A 14,116-nucleotide genomic window follows, 5' to 3' on the forward strand; every position below is an offset into this window, starting at 1 on the left:
GGCATGGTGGACGCGGCGGCCGGCAGGGGCGTGCAGATCTGGACCGACGGGGCGTGCAGTGGCAACCCCGGTCCGGGTGGTTGGGGTGCCCTGCTGCGCTACGGCGATCACGAGCGGGAGCTGTGTGGCGGTGAGGCCACGCCCACCACCAACAACCGGATGGAGCTGATGGCGGCCATTCAGGCGTTGGAGAGCCTGAACCGGCCGGTCACCGTGGAGCTGCACACCGACAGCACGTACGTGCGCAACGGCATCACCAGTTGGCTGGCGTCGTGGAAGCGCAACGGTTGGCGGACCGCCGCGAAGCAGCCGGTGAAGAACGCCGACCTGTGGCAGCGGCTGGAGGCGGCCTGCGAACGGCACGAGGTCACCTGGCTGTGGGTCAAGGGGCACAACGGCCACCCGGAGAACGAGCGGGCCGACGGGCTGGCCAACAAGGGCATGACCGAGGCCCGAGGCGCGCTGACCAGCCGCTGATCCCGGGTCAGCGAGTCGCGTCGGGGTGCCCCGGCATGCTGGAACCGCCGCCGCTGCTGCCGGATGAACCACCGGCGACGCCCGAGTTGTCGGGCTCGGTCACGATGTCCGGCCGGACGTCGGTGTCCGCCGGTGCGGGGATCTCGGTGTCCGCCTCGACCTGTACCAGTGGCACCTGGCCGGCTTCGTCCTCACTGTGCTGCGGGTCGCCCGGCAGCTCACCGTCGCGCTTTCGGTAGCCCACGCCGTGCCCCCCGTCGATGCCGGTTCGCGTCGGCGCTGGCTACCCGGCGTCGTCCCGGCCGAAACCTCGCGGTCCGCCGCGCCGGCCCCGGCCGAAACCTCGCGCTCGACGACGCCGGCTCCGGCCGAACCTAGCGCTCGACGACGCCGGCTCCTGCCGAAACCTCGCGCTCGACGACGCCGGCTCCTGCCGAAACTTCGCGTTCAGCGACGACGGCGCCGGCGGGCGGGTGCGGGGGACCGGGCGGGCTGACGGACCGGGGTGAGCGGCAGGGCCGTCCAGTGCGCCGGCCGGGTGAGCGTCGGCGGCAGCCCCGTGTGGGTGTCGCCCCGGGCGGCGTCCAGTTGGCTCTGGTGCAGGAAGAGCGTGCGCCGCAGGTCCGCGCCCCGCAGGTCGGCGCCGCGCAGGTCCGCGCCGGTGACGTCGGCCAGGCTGAGGTCCACTCCGCGCAGGTCGGCGCCGATGAGCAGCGCCCCGCGCAGGTTGGCCCGGCGCAGGTCGACGCGGCGCAGGTCCACCCCGAGCAGGTGCGCCCCCCGCCGGTCGGCGCCGCCGGGGGCGCGGGCCACGTCGCCGGCCCGGGACAGCAGCGGGTTGACCCGCGTCCGGTGGCCGGTGACGTCCACCGCGCGAAGCTGCGCCGGGTCACCCTCGGTGAGCGTCAGCGTCTCGGCGCGGGCGCGCTCCAGTTCGGCGCGCAGGTCGGCCGGCGGGCGCAGCGCCACCGCCTCGGTGAGGTACCAGAGCAGTTCGTGCAGCGGACGCAGCACCGCGAACGCCTCCGCCATGGCCGGCAACGTCTCTGGCGCGTCCCGCCAGTCCCGTCCGGAGAAGGTCACCTGGGCGACCTGCTGCCCGGCGCCGAAGCAGTCGAACACCGTGCAGCCGGGAAAGCCACGCTGCCGCAGCTCGGTGTGGATGCCGCAGCGGTGGTCGGGGCGCAGGTTGGGGCAGGGTGAGCCGGCCGGCTTGTCGATGGCGAAGTCCGCCGACGCGGCGAAGGCGGGCACCACGCAGCACAGCCCGAAGCAGCGTCCGCAGTCGGCGCGCAGCTGCGCCGCCCCGGACGGCGGTGCGGTGCGATGCGACACGCCGACGGTCCTCCTGACGATCAGGGGTGGAACACCATTGTTTCCGGTGCCGAACCCACGGGTCGGTCGGGGGTCACCGTGCGTGCGTGTCACCGGCCGTCGCGGGACGGGGCGCCGGGGTACGGGCGTCGCCCGGCGGTGGCACCAACCGGCGGATGTCCCGCTCGCCGTCGTCGTGCCCGTACTTCTGGTCGAAGTGCCGTTTCACGGCGGCGATCGGGGTGCGGTCCCCGTCGGCGGGCTCGGCCAGGGCGAACACGCCGGGTGCCGCCCCGGGCGCTCGGGGCGGCAGCACGGCTCGCACCGTCAGCGGCCCGGTCACCCGGAACCCCCGGCAGTCGACGTAGTGCTGGCCGTCCACCGTCACGAACGGCACGCGTACCTCGACCACGTCCGACTCGTCGTGGCGCAGCGTGACCGTGACCGACCAGTACCGCTCCAGGTCGAGGGTGGCCTGCTCGTGCTCCCACAGCTCCTCGAACCGGGCGTGCACGAACCCGCCCCACGGGCTGTCCATGTCCACCTCGAGCTGCGGCACGTTGAACGACAACTTGCCGATCGGAAAGAACGAGATCAGCGCCCGCCCGTCCCACTGGTAGAGCTGGATCGACGGGGACGCGTCGTAGAGCCGGACCTGAAGGCGGTGGCGTAGCCGCGAGTCGAGCGCGTCGGCGAACGCGGCCAGGTGGCGCAGGTTGGTGCGGATCTGCCGGGGCACGTCCACCCGTTGCCGTTCCAACTCCTCGGAGCGTTGCTGGGCTGCGGTGCAGTCGGGGTCGAGCAGGAGCAACTGCACCTGGGCGCCGTTGGCGAGCGCCGCTCGCACCGCGCTCAGCGTGTCCTCCCGGTGCCGTTGCTCCAGCAGGATCGTCCAGGTGTCGAGGATGCGCACCCGACGCCCGCAGCGGTGCAGCCGGGTCACGAACGCCTGCTGGTCGAAGCTGAGGTGCTCCTGCACCCGCGCCCTGCGGGCCTCCTCGAACAACGGGTCGAAGATGACGTACGAGATGGCCGCGAGGACCACGCTGGCGCCGAGGTTGAGCAGCAGGTCGCTGAGGAAGCCGGTGCTGCGCCAGGCGGCCAGCAGCATGACGACGGCGATCGCGAAGAGTGCCCCACCGACGACGAAGGCGCGTCGTTGCCGCCCGCCCCGACCAGCCCACCCGAGCATTTCGCCGCTCGGCCCCGATCCACCGCTCATAGGGTGACGGTAACGGAGTCGTGCGACAACGGAGGGTGGCGGGATGGACGAGAGTGAACGCGAGCAGGCGCTTCTCACCGTCCTGACCACCGAGCACTACGCGTTGCAGACGTCCCGCGCGGGCACCATCGCCGAGGCCACCGGTCGCGCCACCATCTTCCTGTCCGTCCTGTCGGCGGCGCTGATCGGTCTCGGCTTCGTCGCCAGCAACGACAGGCTGGTCCGGCCGTACCTGGCCGCGGTGCTGCCGACCCTGGTCATCATCGGGGTGCTGACGTTCCTGCGCCTGGTGGAGACCACCGTGGAGAACTCGTTGGACCTGCTGAGGATCCAGCGCATCCGGGCCTACTACCACCATCAGCTCGCGGGCGAGCACGCCTTCTTCGCCGACGCGGTGGGGGCCGACGATGCCATGAGCACGGCCTGGAACCTGGTCGGCACGCGTCCCGGGCGGTGGGAGTTCCTGCTGACCACGGCCGCGCTCGTGGGAGCGGTCAACGCCGTGCTGAGCGGGCTCGGCATCGCACTGGTGACGACTACCGTCGGTGCCGGGGGCGTCTGGACGGTCCTGGTCGGGGTGCTGGTCGCGGTGGTGGCGTTCGGTGTGCAGTTCGCGTACATCGTCCGGGTGTCGGCCGCACGGATGCGTTGACGGCCCGCCGGTGCCACTCAGCCCGACGCGTCGTACGGTCGGCTGGTGCGGATCACCCGGTTCACCCACTCGTGCGTACGCGTCGAGCACGACGGCGGGGTGCTTGTCGTCGACCCGGGGACGTGGAGTGAGCCGCACGCTCTGGTCGGCGCGGACGCGGTGCTGGTCACCCACGAACACACCGACCACGTGGACGTGGCGCGCCTGGCCCTCCGGGGCGTCCCCGTGTACGCCCCGGAGGGTGCTCAGCTGCCGGACGTCGCGCCGCTACCGGTGACCCGGGTCCGTGCCGGGCAACGCTTCACCGCGGCCGGCATCGAGGTCAGCGCCCACGGTGGCCGGCACGCCGCCATCTACGGGGGGCAGCCGGACTGCCCCAACCTCGGGTACCTGATCGGCGACGGGCTCTACCACCCCGGCGACGCGCTGCACGTGCCGGACGAGCCGGTGCGCACCCTGCTCGTCCCGGCCCAGGGGTCCTGGCTGCGCCTCGACGAGGCGATCCGCTTCGCCGCGGCCGTGGGCGCGGCGGCGGCGTACCCGATCCACGACGCGCAGCTCAACGACCGCGGTCTGGCCAGTGTGGCGGGTTGGTTCGCCGAGACGATCCCCGGCTACCGTCACCTGCTGCCGGGCGACACCGCCTGACCCCGGTCGTCATCCGCCGCCGCGGTGCGGAAACGCGGCGCGGCGGCGGTGAGCACCGCAGCGGTCGTCGGGGCGGACCACACCTCGGTCAGCTCTGTGACGAGGTCGGCGACCAGCCGGGTCACGGCCGGCTCGCCACCCGGGTGCAGCGCCTCGGCGACGATCAGCACCGACGAGGTGCCCGCCCGCACGGCCGACCAGCCGCTCTGCCGGTTCGTCCACCGTCGGGCGTGGGCCCGCCCGGCGGAGTCGACGAAGGTCACCTCGCCCGGCTCGGGATGCTCGGTGTCGCCCGCGAAACTCAGGTACGCCTCGTTCCCGTGCGCCGGCCGGACCACCAGGTCGCCGTCGACCCGTTCCAGGTCGAGCGCCGCGACCGGGATGGCGTACGCGGCCGAGACGGCGTTGCAGAGGTCGACGAGCGGGTGCACCCGGGGCAGTTCGCCGTCGAGGCGCAGCCGACGCAGCAGCGCCTCGGAGGCGCACCGGTACTGGGTGGGCCGCAACCCCATCGCCGCGTACGCCCGCCGCCACGCCTGGATTTCCGGGAACCCGCTCTCGGCCCCATCGGCCAACCGCCGCCGCGCCTCGGCGAGATGAGTGGCCGCGCGTGCCGTCACGTCAGCGGTGGCGGTGATCCCGGCGACCTGCATCACACCGGCGACCAGGTCGGGGTACGCGTCGCGAAGCCGAGGAGAATGTTCGAACTGCACTGTGCTCCTAACGTTCGGAGAGGGCGAGGGTCACGCCGAGCGCGACGAAGGTGCCGGCGGCGGACCGGCGCAGCCAGTCGGTGACCCGGGGGCGGGTCAGCACCCGGTCGCGTACCCGGGCCGCGAAGACGCCGTAGCCGCTGAACACCACCATGGTGAGCAGCATGAACACCGCGCCGCAGCCGAGCATCGCCCGGGTCGAGCCGGGTGCCGTGGTGTCCACGAACTGCGGCAGGAACGCGACGAAGAACATCGTCGGCTTCGGGTTGAGCAGGTTGACCAGCACCCCGGAGACGATCACCCGGATCGCCGAGCGGGGTGGGGCGTCGGTGGTCACCGCGAAGGCGTCGCGGTCGCGCGCCATGGACCAGGCCAGGTAGAGCAGGTAGCCGACGCCGAGGTAGCGGACGGTCTCGAACGCCACGGCGCTGGTCTGCATCAGCGCGGCCAGCCCGGTCATCGCGGCCAGCAGATGCGGCAACGTTCCCAGCGTGCAGGCGAACGCGGCCAGCACCCCGGCCCGCGCACCCCGCGACAGGCCGGCGGAGAGCGTGAAGATCACCCCGGTGCCGGGGGTGACCACCACGATCAGCGTGGTGATCAGGAACGGGATCGTCACGGTCGTCCTCCGGCGGAGTCGGCAGGTCTGGCTCCTCCCCACTCTGCTGCCACAATGGTCCGGTGGGCAGAGCCAAAGCGAGTGCGTTCGAGAGGTCCATATCGGCCGGTTCCGACTTCCTGCACCTGACCATCACCGATGCGACGCCGGGCGGGCGCGCCGACTGGCTGACCGACCGGCTGCGGCAGGCCATCGCCGAGGGGCGGGTGCCGGTCGGTGACCGGCTGCCTCCGACCCGGGTGCTCGCCGCCGACCTCGGTGTCTCCCGGGGCGTGGTCACCGAGGCGTACCAGCGCCTGACCGAGGAGGGGCACATCGCCGGCCGGGGCCGGGCCGGCACGGTCGTCGTCGCCGCGCCGGTCGCGCCCACACCCGCGGCGGCCGCCGTGCCGGCACCGGTCACGACCTTTCCGCCGGCACCGGGCGCCGACATCTTCGAGGCGTTACGCGCGGCGCACGCGACCATCGACCTGACGCCCGGCGTACCCGATCTGGCCGCCTTTCCCCGCGCGGACTGGCTGCGTGCCGAACGGAGCGTGCTGCGCCGCCTCGCCGCGGCCGACCTCGGCTACGGAGACCCCTGTGGAACGCCCGTGCTGCGACAGGCCGTCGCCGCCTGGCTGGCCCGCAACCGCGGCATCAGCGTCGACCCCGCCGAGGTGATCATCGTGGCCGGCGTCTCCCAGGCGCTCGGACTGCTCGCCCAGGCACTCCCCACCGCCGGCGTCGCCAGGATCGCCGTCGAGGACCCGGGTTCGCTCGGGGTGCGCCAGCACCTGAACAACTGGCGGATGGACACCCCGCCGATCAGCGTCGACGACGCCGGGCTGCGGGTCGACGAGTTGACCGCCAGCGGCGTACCCGCGGTGATGCTCACCCCCGCGCACCAGTTCCCGACCGGCGTGGTGCTCGACGGTGACCGCCGCCGCCACCTCGTCGCCTGGGCGCGGGCCGGCGGAATGATCATCGAGGACGACTACGACGCCGAGCACCGCTACGACCGTCCTCCGGTGCCGGCGCTGCGGGGCCTGCTGCCCGAGCAGGTCTGCTACGCCGGCAGCGTGTCCAAACTGCTCGCCCCCGCCCTGCGGGTCGGCTGGCTGCTCGTACCGGCGCGGCTGCGCGACGCCGTGGTGGCCGCCAAGCGCAACGCCGACCTCGGCAACGCCGTGCTACCGCAACTGGTGCTGGCCGAGTTGATGACCTCCGGTGCCTTCGAGCGGCACCTGCGGCTGCTGCGCCGGCGACACATCCGCCGGCGGGACGCCATGATCGCCGCGCTGGCCCGCGCGCTGCCGTCGGCGACCGTGCACGGCGCCGCCGCCGGGCTGCACCTGATGATCACGCTGGACGACAGCGTCGTCGACACCGAGTTGGCGGCGGCGACGCTGGCCCGCGGGGTGAAGGTGCAACCGCTTTCCTGGCACTGCCAGCGGCCGTACCGGCCCGGCCTCGTGCTCGGCTACGCGGCCCGTACGCCCACCGAGATCGAGGACGGCGTCGCCGCCGTCGCCGCCGCCCTCGGGCAGTGCTGACCCACCGTCGGCGGGGCGCTCGGATCAGCCCAGGAACAGTTGGACGAGGACGAGCACGGCGAGCAGCGCCAGCCCCCGAGACCCCTGCCGAATCAGGTCGACCGGGACCATCCCGAACGGCGTGTTGACCGTCGCGCCGCCGTAGGTGATCGGCGGGCGGGTGCCGGCCCGGAACGCGGCGGCCACCACCCCCAGCGCCAGCGTCGGCGCCAGCCAGGCCGGCCCCGGCTCGACGGTCGGCAGGGTCGACAACCACCACACGCCCGCGCCGACGGCCGGCACCACCACGTGGATCCCGCGCAGCAGGTTGTCGCTGCCACCGAGCGCCCGGCGTAGACCGGGGGAGCGGCTGACCGAGCGCAGACCGCCGGTCAGCCGGTTCGCGGCGAGGTAGGCGAACACCACCTGCGCGGCCCCGGCCAACCCGGGCAGGGCGAGGGCGGCAGCGTACTGCACCCCGATCAGCGCCGCCCAGACCAGCACCGCGCTCGGGTGTCGGCCCAACCGCCGCACGTCGGCCTGGAGTAGCGCCCACCAGCCGGGGCCGGACCGGAACCGGCGGCTGCGCACCTTGCCGACCCGACGCCAGCGGCGGCTCTCCACCAGGCCGGCGAGCAGGCTCGGGTCCAGCAGGATGGTGGCCGTGGCGGCGGCGTTGGCGAACTGCGCGCCGGTGGTCAGGGTGGCCCGGTCGATGAGGGGCAGCGCGCGTACCGCGAGGACGGTGCCCAGGCCGGTGAGCGGCACGGCGAGGGCGAACAACGCGATGGTCGGCGTCGCCGCCGGCCGGGGCAGCCCGTCGCCGAGGTTGCTGACGAGCACCACCAGGGCGGTGACCACAGCTGCCCCCACCATCGGCGCCGCCCCGACCACCGTCGGCCAGCGCCGCCCCGACCGACGGCCCTGGGCGACGACACTGAGCGCCAGCGCGGCCGCGCCCCACCCCGCGCCGGCCGCCGCCGCCCAGCCCAGGGCGGACGGTTCGCTGACCCCACCGAGCGCCGCCACTGCCACTGCGAGCGCGGCGGTGCCGACCGCCGAGCCCAGCAGCAACAGGACGAAACGCGGCGCCAACCAGGCCCGCCGGTCGATCGGCGCGCTGGTCGCCCAGCTCTGCGTCGCCGGGGTCACCAGCAGCGGGCCGAGTGCGCGCAGACCACGCCAGGCCAGCCCCGCGCCCGCCAGCAGCGCGGCGACCGCCAGCCACCACCGCACGCCCGGCTCGGCCTGACCCACCGTGGGGGAGTCCAGCAGGTCGCGGCTGGCGCTGATCGCGAACCAGCCGTACATGCCGGTGAACAGCACGATGACGTACGCGTCGCCGAGCACGTCGCTGAGCGAGTGGTCGTGGTGCCGGCTGCGGGCCTTGCGCAGGTGCGCCCGCACCTGGCGGGCGGTCGGCACCCCGGTCGGCGTCTCGGCGATCGTGGCCGGCGCGGCGGTCACTTGCCGATCTCGATGCGCTCGTCGACCACCGCGTCGATCAGCTCCGGGTCGTGCGAGGCCAACAGCACGGCAGTGCCGGCCGCCCGTTCCCGCAGGAGTCGGTCGGCGAGCCACTGCCGCCCGCGGACATCCAGCCGCTGCTCGGGCTCGTCCAGGATCAGCACCCGGCGGGGCCGGACGAAACAGGACGCCAGCGCCAAACGGCGGCGTTGTCCGCTGGACAGCGTCACCGGCAGCTGGTCGCGGGCCGCCTCCAGACCCAGCTCGGCGAGGACCTCCTCGACCGGCTCGGCGTCACCCCCGTGGGCGTACGCGACCAGCTCCAGGTGCTCGACCACCGACAGGTCGGGGAAGAAGTCGATGTCGTCCAGGGCGGCGGCCACCAGCGCTCGCACCTGAGGATCGGTCTCGTCGGCCCGGCGGCCCTGCACCAGCACCTCACCCGCGTCCGGCCGGTCGGCGCCGACGACACACCGCAGCAGAGTCGTCTTGCCGCTGCCGTTCGGGCCCAGCACCACCGCGATCCGGCCCGCCGGGAGCGTGAAGCTCACCTCGTCGAGCACGACCAGCTTGCCGAAGGTGCGACTGAGTCCCCGTACCGTGAGCGCGTCCACGATCACAGAGTCTCGCAGAGCCACGCCACCGACCAACCCGAGCGACCTACGTCACTCGGGTGTCGGCATCGTTGTCCAGTCGGGCGTCGGCGGCGGCCAGCCCCGGGGCGTCGGCGACCTCCTCCGCCACGGCCGCCGCGTCCGCCCAGTGCCGCCGCGCGTCGGCCTGGTCGCCCAGCGCCGAGCAGGCGTCACCCAGGTAGAGCAGGGTCCGCGCCAGCCCGGCCGTCGGCCGGGTCTCCTCGCGCAGCCGGCGGCTCTCGGCCAGCAGCTCGTACGCCGTACGCGCCTGCCCCGGGGTGCTGCTCAGCAGCGTCGCCCCGGCGTTGAGCAGCGCCGTCGCCCGGCTGGTCGGGTCGTTGACCGATTCGTACTCGCGCAGCGCGGCCCGCCACGCCTGGGCGGCGTCCAGGTGTTCGCCGAGCGCCGCGTGCACCAGCACCAGGTTCGTCAGTGCCGCCGCGTACCCGCGCGCGTCACCCACCGACCGGAACGTGTTGGCCGCCCGCACCAGGTGGTGGTGCGCGGTGTCCGGTTCGCCCCGGGCGAGTTGGGCCGCGCCCAGGCCCAGCTCGGTGAGGGCGTGCCCGGCCCGGTCGGCGCCGGAGCGGTGTCGGCGCGACATCTCCAGGTGCTCCACCGCGTCGTCGAGCTGCCCCAGGTCGAGCAGGGCCAGCCCGAGGTTCATCCGCGCCTGGGCGTTGCCCCGCCGCCCCCGCTCGTTGACGGCGAGGGTGAGCGCCGCCGCCGCCCCCTGCGGGTCGTGCCGACGTCGACGCAGCACCCCCAACTCGTTGTGCGCCCACCCGGCGATCTCCGGACGGTCGTCCGCGGTCGGGGTGGCCAGCACGGTGCGGCAGACCTGCTCCCACTCGTCGAGCCGCTCGGCGTACGCCAGCCACCCGCACAGCGCCACTGCCAACCGGAACCACCACCGGCGCACCCGCCGGGGCAGGGTCTCCTTCGCGCCGGCCGGCACCCGCACCACCGCCAGCAGCAGCTCCTGGTGCAGGTCGAACCAGCCGTACGGGTCGTCGTCCAGTGGCAGCGACCACTCCCGGTCGGGTGGCGAGCCGAGCACCGCGAGGTTGGCCGCGTGCCGTTCGGCCCGCCGGGCCAGGTGCCGGGTCAGCCGGGCCTGCGCGGCGACCCGGGCCCGGACCGGATCCGCGTCGCGCAGGTGCAGTCGGGCGCTGCCGGCCAACAGGGGGCGGATCTCGTACCGGTCGCCGGGCGCGCCTGCCACGAATGCCGCCGCGGCCAGGCGGTCGAGCAGCGCGGTCACCAGCTCGGGGTGCCGTCCGGCCAGCGCGGCGATGGTGGGCCGGTCCACCGGGGCGGGGACCAGCGACATCAGCCGGTACAACCGCCGGGCCTGGCGGGGCAACACCCGGTAGGCGACGTCCCGTTCGGTGACCAGGCGGGCCGCCGGTGAGACGGCGAGCCGCTGGTGCGGTGGCGTCTGCACCGCGCGGCGCAGCGCGTCCAGCACGTCGGAGTGCCGCCAGCCGTGCTGAGCGGTGCGGTAACCGAGCGCCCGGACGGTACGCGGTTGCCGCCCGCACAGGTCGACGATCTCGCGTACCGCCGGATCGGTGCGCGGGTCGGCGCGACGGACCCGGGCGGCGGGCGCGGCACCGCCCGCCGTCGCGAACAGCTCCACCGCCTCGGACGTGCCCGGTTCGGCGATCCAGTGCGCGACCACCCCCTCCAGACCGACCAGCGCCGGACCACCGGCGAGCAGCAGGCGGCAGGTGCGCGCGGTGGGCGGCAACAGGGGCCGCACCTGGTCGGGGCGGTCGACGTTGTCCAGCACCAGCACGATCTTGCGGCCGTCGAGCTGACCGCGCAGCGCGTCGGCGGCGGCGGCGAGCGCGTCCGGCCGGCCGGAGGTCGGCGGGACGGTGCCCAGGATCCGGGCCAGCGCGGTGAGCACCTGCCGGGCCGAGCGGGGTCGGCCGCGCCGCCGCAGGTCCAGGTAGTACTGACCGTCGGGGAAATCCTCCCGGCACTCGTTCGCGGCCTGCACCGCGCACGCGGAGGTGCCCACCGCACGCCGCCCCAGAACCGCCACCGCGTGCTCCCGGGTGAGCAGACCGACCAGGGCGTCGACGTGCTCCTCACGACCGGTGAACTCGGCCGTGTAGGGCAGGTTGAAAGCCCCGGCGGCCGGGGTGGTGAGCACCTCCGTCGGCTCGGGGTCGACCTCCCGGCCGGTCCGGCGGCGGCGCACCTCGTACGCCACGTAACCGACGACGCCGCCGGAGGCCAGGACGATGGTCACCGGCCCGAGCACGTTGGCCGCCAGCTCGGAGAGGACGTTGCCGGCCAGGTTGCTGGCCACATTGGCGAGGACGCTGCCGACCACGCCGCCGATCGCGATCAGCGCCGGCCAGCGTGAGCCACCGCGCGGACCACCCGGCCGGGTCACCGGACGCCCCCGGAGACGAGCCCGGCGACCAGGTGCCGCCGGGAGAGGACCACCAGCACCACCGGCAGCACCGAGGCGAGCACCGAGCTGGCGGCCAGCGCGCCACTGTTGCTCACGAAACTGCGGGTCTGCTCGGCCAGGAACGGCCCGAGCGGCGAGGACCCCGACGCGCTGAACAGCCGTCCCACCACCAGGTCGTTCCAGACCTGGACGAACTCCAGCACGGACACCGCCACCACCGCCGACAGGTTGTGCCGGGCCAACCGGCGCAGGGTGTGCCACCACCGACGCCCGCCCAACCGGGCGTCGCGGACCTGCTCCACCGGCAGGTCCGCGAACGCGTTGCGCAGCACCAGCACCGCGAACGGCACACCCAGCGCGATGTGCACCAGGGCCAGGCCCTGGGCCGTGCCGGAGGAGAGCACCAGGCCCAGCACCTCGTTGACCGGCCCGGCGATGACCTGGATCGGCACCACGCTCGCCGCCAGCAGCAGCAGCCCGGTCGCCTGCGCGGCCGGCCCGGTCAACCAGGCCAACGGGTACGCCGCCAGCAGCGCCACCACCAGCACCGTGGCGGTCACCGCGGTGGCCAGCAGCAGGGTGAAGCCCAGCGTGCGCCACAGCTCGGTGCCGGTGACCAAGTCGCGGTAGGACTCGCCATTCGGCGGCGCCGACCACCAACCGCGCGCGGCGGCGTCCACCTGGCCGTGGGCCGACGTGGCGACCAGCACCACCAGCGGCACCAGCCAGGCGATCGCGGCACCCGCCGCGAGCAGCCGGAACACCCGTCGGGGCGGGGCGACCGGGGCGGGTTCCGGTGCCGCCTCGACGCGCGGCGGGGGCCAGGCCTGCCGGACGAAGAGCGCGGCCACCATGATCCCGCCGATCACCGCCAGCAGCCACACCACGCCGAGCGCGGCGCCGTCGCCGGTGGTGGTGCCCCCGGACGTCTGCCAGATCCGTAGCGCCAGCACCGAGGCCTCGTCGCGGACCGAACCGGGGGTCATCACGAGGATGAGGTCGAACGTGCGGCTGGTGCCCACCGCCACCAACGCGAAGACCACAGCCGTCGTCCGCAGCAGCAGTGGCCGCCACTGCGCGTCCCACAGCACGTGACGACGCGTACCGCCGTAGGCGCGGACCGCGTCGGCGAGGCTCGGCGGCACCGCGTCGAGTGCGGAGCGGAAGACCAGCACCGCCAACCCGACCCAGGCCCAGACGAACGCCGACATCAACGCGACGGTGACCATCCCCGGCCCGAGCAACTGTGGGGCATCCTCGACCGAGCGGCCGGCCAGTCGGGTCGCGACCAGGGTGGCCAGCCCTCGGCTCGGGTCCGGGTCGTACATCAGCCGGAAGGTGACCCCGGTGACGACGAACGGCAACGCCACCGGCACCAGGAGGATCAACCGGACCAGGCCGCCCTCCTGGGAGCGGCGGGACGCGGCGGCCAGCAGATAGCCCAGTGCCGTCACCACCGCCGGCACCAGCAGCGCCCACAGGACCGTCCGACCGACCACCGCGCCGGTGCCCGGCGCGGCGAGCGCGGTCCGGAAGTGTGCCGCGCCGACCCAGCGACCGTCGGTGGTGACGCTGGCGTGCATGGTCCGCAGCACCGGCCACAGCACCAGCCCGCCGAGCAGCACCGCGGCCGGCAGCAGCAGGGCCGACGTGGCCCCCGCCGCCGGATAGGCCCGACCGCGCCGGGCCGGACCGACGTCGTCGAGGACCGCCAGCTCGCCGAGGACCCGCACCTGGCTCATCGGCCGCCCCCCGCGCTGCGGGCCGCGGCGGCGAGCAGGCCGGTGGTTCGGCGGATCGCCTCGCCGGCGCGGACCCCGTCGGTGACGTCGGCGAAGAAGCCCTGCATGATCCGCCAGATGCCGACCCCGTCCGAGCCGGTGAACGCCCCGCGCAGTTGGTCGGAGAGGTCGAAACGCAGGGTGCCCGGGGCCCGCATCTCCGTGGCGAGTTGCCTGCCGACGCCGTCGCTGTAGCTGGTGATCGAGACGTTGGTGTTGGGCGACAGGTAACCGCCTTCGCGGAGCCACGGCTGGAACGAGTCGGCCCTGGCCAACCATTCGACCAACGCGACTCCGGCCTCGGCGCCGGCGAACGCCACGGCCGCGTCCCCACCGACGATCAGAGGACCCCCGCCCGGCTGGGCGCCCGGGAACCGGAACGTGACAGGCGCCTCCGGGCCGCGTCGGAACGGACGAACGACATCGGCGGTGAAGTCGGCTCCGAGGAGCATCACCGCCCGCTTCGTGTGCACCACCTGGATCACCGACTCCTCGTACTGGGTGAGCAGGGCACGCCGGCCGCCGCCGACGAACGCGCCGCTGATGCGCCACAGCCCGGCGAGGCGGTCCAGGGCGTCGCGTACCGGCTTGTCCTGCCAGTCGGCGCCCTGTTGGGCGAGGGCGTAGTAGCTCCCGGGTGCCA

Annotated in this window: 13 protein-coding genes and 1 pseudogene; 4 read left to right on the forward strand and 10 right to left on the reverse strand. The window is 74.2% G+C overall.

The window, feature by feature from the left end:
• The first annotated feature begins 3 nt into the window (after positions 1-3).
• Positions 4-477: a ribonuclease HI gene (gene rnhA, locus ACZ6NZ_RS25135; RefSeq protein WP_091406604.1), complete on the forward strand. Its 474-nt coding sequence runs from the start codon at positions 4-6 to the stop codon at positions 475-477.
• Positions 478-484: 7 nt separating this feature from the next.
• Here rnhA and ACZ6NZ_RS25140 read toward each other — a convergent pair whose 3' ends face one another.
• From ACZ6NZ_RS25140 to ACZ6NZ_RS25150, 3 genes are all read right to left on the reverse strand, one after another.
• Complete coding sequence (locus ACZ6NZ_RS25140) at positions 485-721, reverse strand: preprotein translocase YidC (protein ID WP_393245113.1); 237 nt, start codon at positions 719-721, stop codon at positions 485-487.
• A gap of 203 nt (positions 722-924) precedes the next feature.
• Positions 925-1,812, reverse strand: coding sequence for a pentapeptide repeat-containing protein (locus tag ACZ6NZ_RS25145; protein WP_465860474.1), 888 nt, complete (start codon positions 1,810-1,812; stop codon positions 925-927).
• Positions 1,813-1,885: 73 nt separating this feature from the next.
• Complete coding sequence (locus tag ACZ6NZ_RS25150) at positions 1,886-3,013, reverse strand: DUF5919 domain-containing protein (RefSeq protein ID WP_366611009.1); 1,128 nt, start codon at positions 3,011-3,013, stop codon at positions 1,886-1,888.
• A gap of 43 nt (positions 3,014-3,056) precedes the next feature.
• Here ACZ6NZ_RS25150 and ACZ6NZ_RS25155 point away from each other — a divergent pair, with 43 nt between their 5' ends.
• Positions 3,057-3,665 carry a hypothetical protein gene (locus ACZ6NZ_RS25155; RefSeq protein WP_465860475.1) on the forward strand — a complete coding sequence of 203 codons (609 nt, stop codon included), beginning with the start codon at positions 3,057-3,059 and terminating at the stop codon, positions 3,663-3,665.
• A gap of 45 nt (positions 3,666-3,710) precedes the next feature.
• Positions 3,711-4,313: an MBL fold metallo-hydrolase gene (locus ACZ6NZ_RS25160; RefSeq protein WP_366611013.1), complete on the forward strand. Its 603-nt coding sequence runs from the start codon at positions 3,711-3,713 to the stop codon at positions 4,311-4,313.
• Here ACZ6NZ_RS25160 and ACZ6NZ_RS25165 read toward each other — a convergent pair.
• Positions 4,286-5,026, reverse strand: coding sequence for a B3/B4 domain-containing protein (locus ACZ6NZ_RS25165; RefSeq protein ID WP_465860477.1), 741 nt, complete (start codon positions 5,024-5,026; stop codon positions 4,286-4,288). The genes ACZ6NZ_RS25160 and ACZ6NZ_RS25165 overlap by 28 nt on opposite strands.
• A gap of 7 nt (positions 5,027-5,033) precedes the next feature.
• Positions 5,034-5,645, reverse strand: a complete 612-nt coding sequence (locus ACZ6NZ_RS25170; RefSeq protein ID WP_366611017.1) for a LysE family translocator — start codon at positions 5,643-5,645, stop codon at positions 5,034-5,036.
• 62 nt (positions 5,646-5,707) lie between these two features.
• Here ACZ6NZ_RS25170 and pdxR point away from each other — a divergent pair, with 62 nt between their 5' ends.
• On the forward strand, positions 5,708-7,180 hold the full coding sequence (gene pdxR, locus ACZ6NZ_RS25175; protein ID WP_465860479.1) for a MocR-like pyridoxine biosynthesis transcription factor PdxR: 1,473 nt from the start codon (positions 5,708-5,710) through the stop codon (positions 7,178-7,180).
• Positions 7,181-7,204: 24 nt separating this feature from the next.
• On the opposite strand, the gene ACZ6NZ_RS25180 is transcribed toward pdxR, so the two are convergent.
• The 5 genes and pseudogenes from ACZ6NZ_RS25180 to ACZ6NZ_RS25200 form a co-directional block, all read right to left on the reverse strand.
• Positions 7,205-8,626 carry a DUF6297 family protein gene (locus ACZ6NZ_RS25180; RefSeq protein ID WP_465860480.1) on the reverse strand — a complete coding sequence of 474 codons (1,422 nt, stop codon included), beginning with the start codon at positions 8,624-8,626 and terminating at the stop codon, positions 7,205-7,207.
• On the reverse strand, positions 8,623-9,240 hold the full coding sequence (locus ACZ6NZ_RS25185) for an ABC transporter ATP-binding protein (protein ID WP_465860481.1): 618 nt from the start codon (positions 9,238-9,240) through the stop codon (positions 8,623-8,625). Before ACZ6NZ_RS25185 ends, ACZ6NZ_RS25180 begins: the two co-directional genes overlap by 4 nt.
• A 46-nt stretch (positions 9,241-9,286) precedes the next feature.
• Positions 9,287-11,671, reverse strand: coding sequence for a hypothetical protein (locus ACZ6NZ_RS25190; RefSeq protein ID WP_465860483.1), 2,385 nt, complete (start codon positions 11,669-11,671; stop codon positions 9,287-9,289).
• Positions 11,668-13,434: an ABC transporter permease gene (locus ACZ6NZ_RS25195; RefSeq protein ID WP_465860485.1), complete on the reverse strand. Its 1,767-nt coding sequence runs from the start codon at positions 13,432-13,434 to the stop codon at positions 11,668-11,670. Before ACZ6NZ_RS25195 ends, ACZ6NZ_RS25190 begins: the two co-directional genes overlap by 4 nt.
• Positions 13,431-14,116, reverse strand: a pseudogene (locus ACZ6NZ_RS25200) (hypothetical protein); the annotation flags it as partial. The gene ACZ6NZ_RS25195 and the pseudogene ACZ6NZ_RS25200, both read right to left, overlap by 4 nt.

This window comes from Micromonospora sp. NPDC047756, assembly GCF_055587245.1.

Bases quoted from the DNA above. Each gene is read 5' to 3' on its own strand.
- rnhA (WP_091406604.1), top strand. From the start codon at position 4: ATGGTGGACGCGGCGGCCGGCAGGGGCGTGCAGATCTGGACCGACGGG.
- ACZ6NZ_RS25150 (WP_366611009.1), bottom strand. From the start codon at position 3,013: ATGAGCGGTGGATCGGGGCCGAGCGGCGAAATGCTCGGGTGGGCTGGT.
- ACZ6NZ_RS25155 (WP_465860475.1), top strand. From the start codon at position 3,057: ATGGACGAGAGTGAACGCGAGCAGGCGCTTCTCACCGTCCTGACCACC.
- ACZ6NZ_RS25195 (WP_465860485.1), bottom strand. From the start codon at position 13,434: ATGAGCCAGGTGCGGGTCCTCGGCGAGCTGGCGGTCCTCGACGACGTC.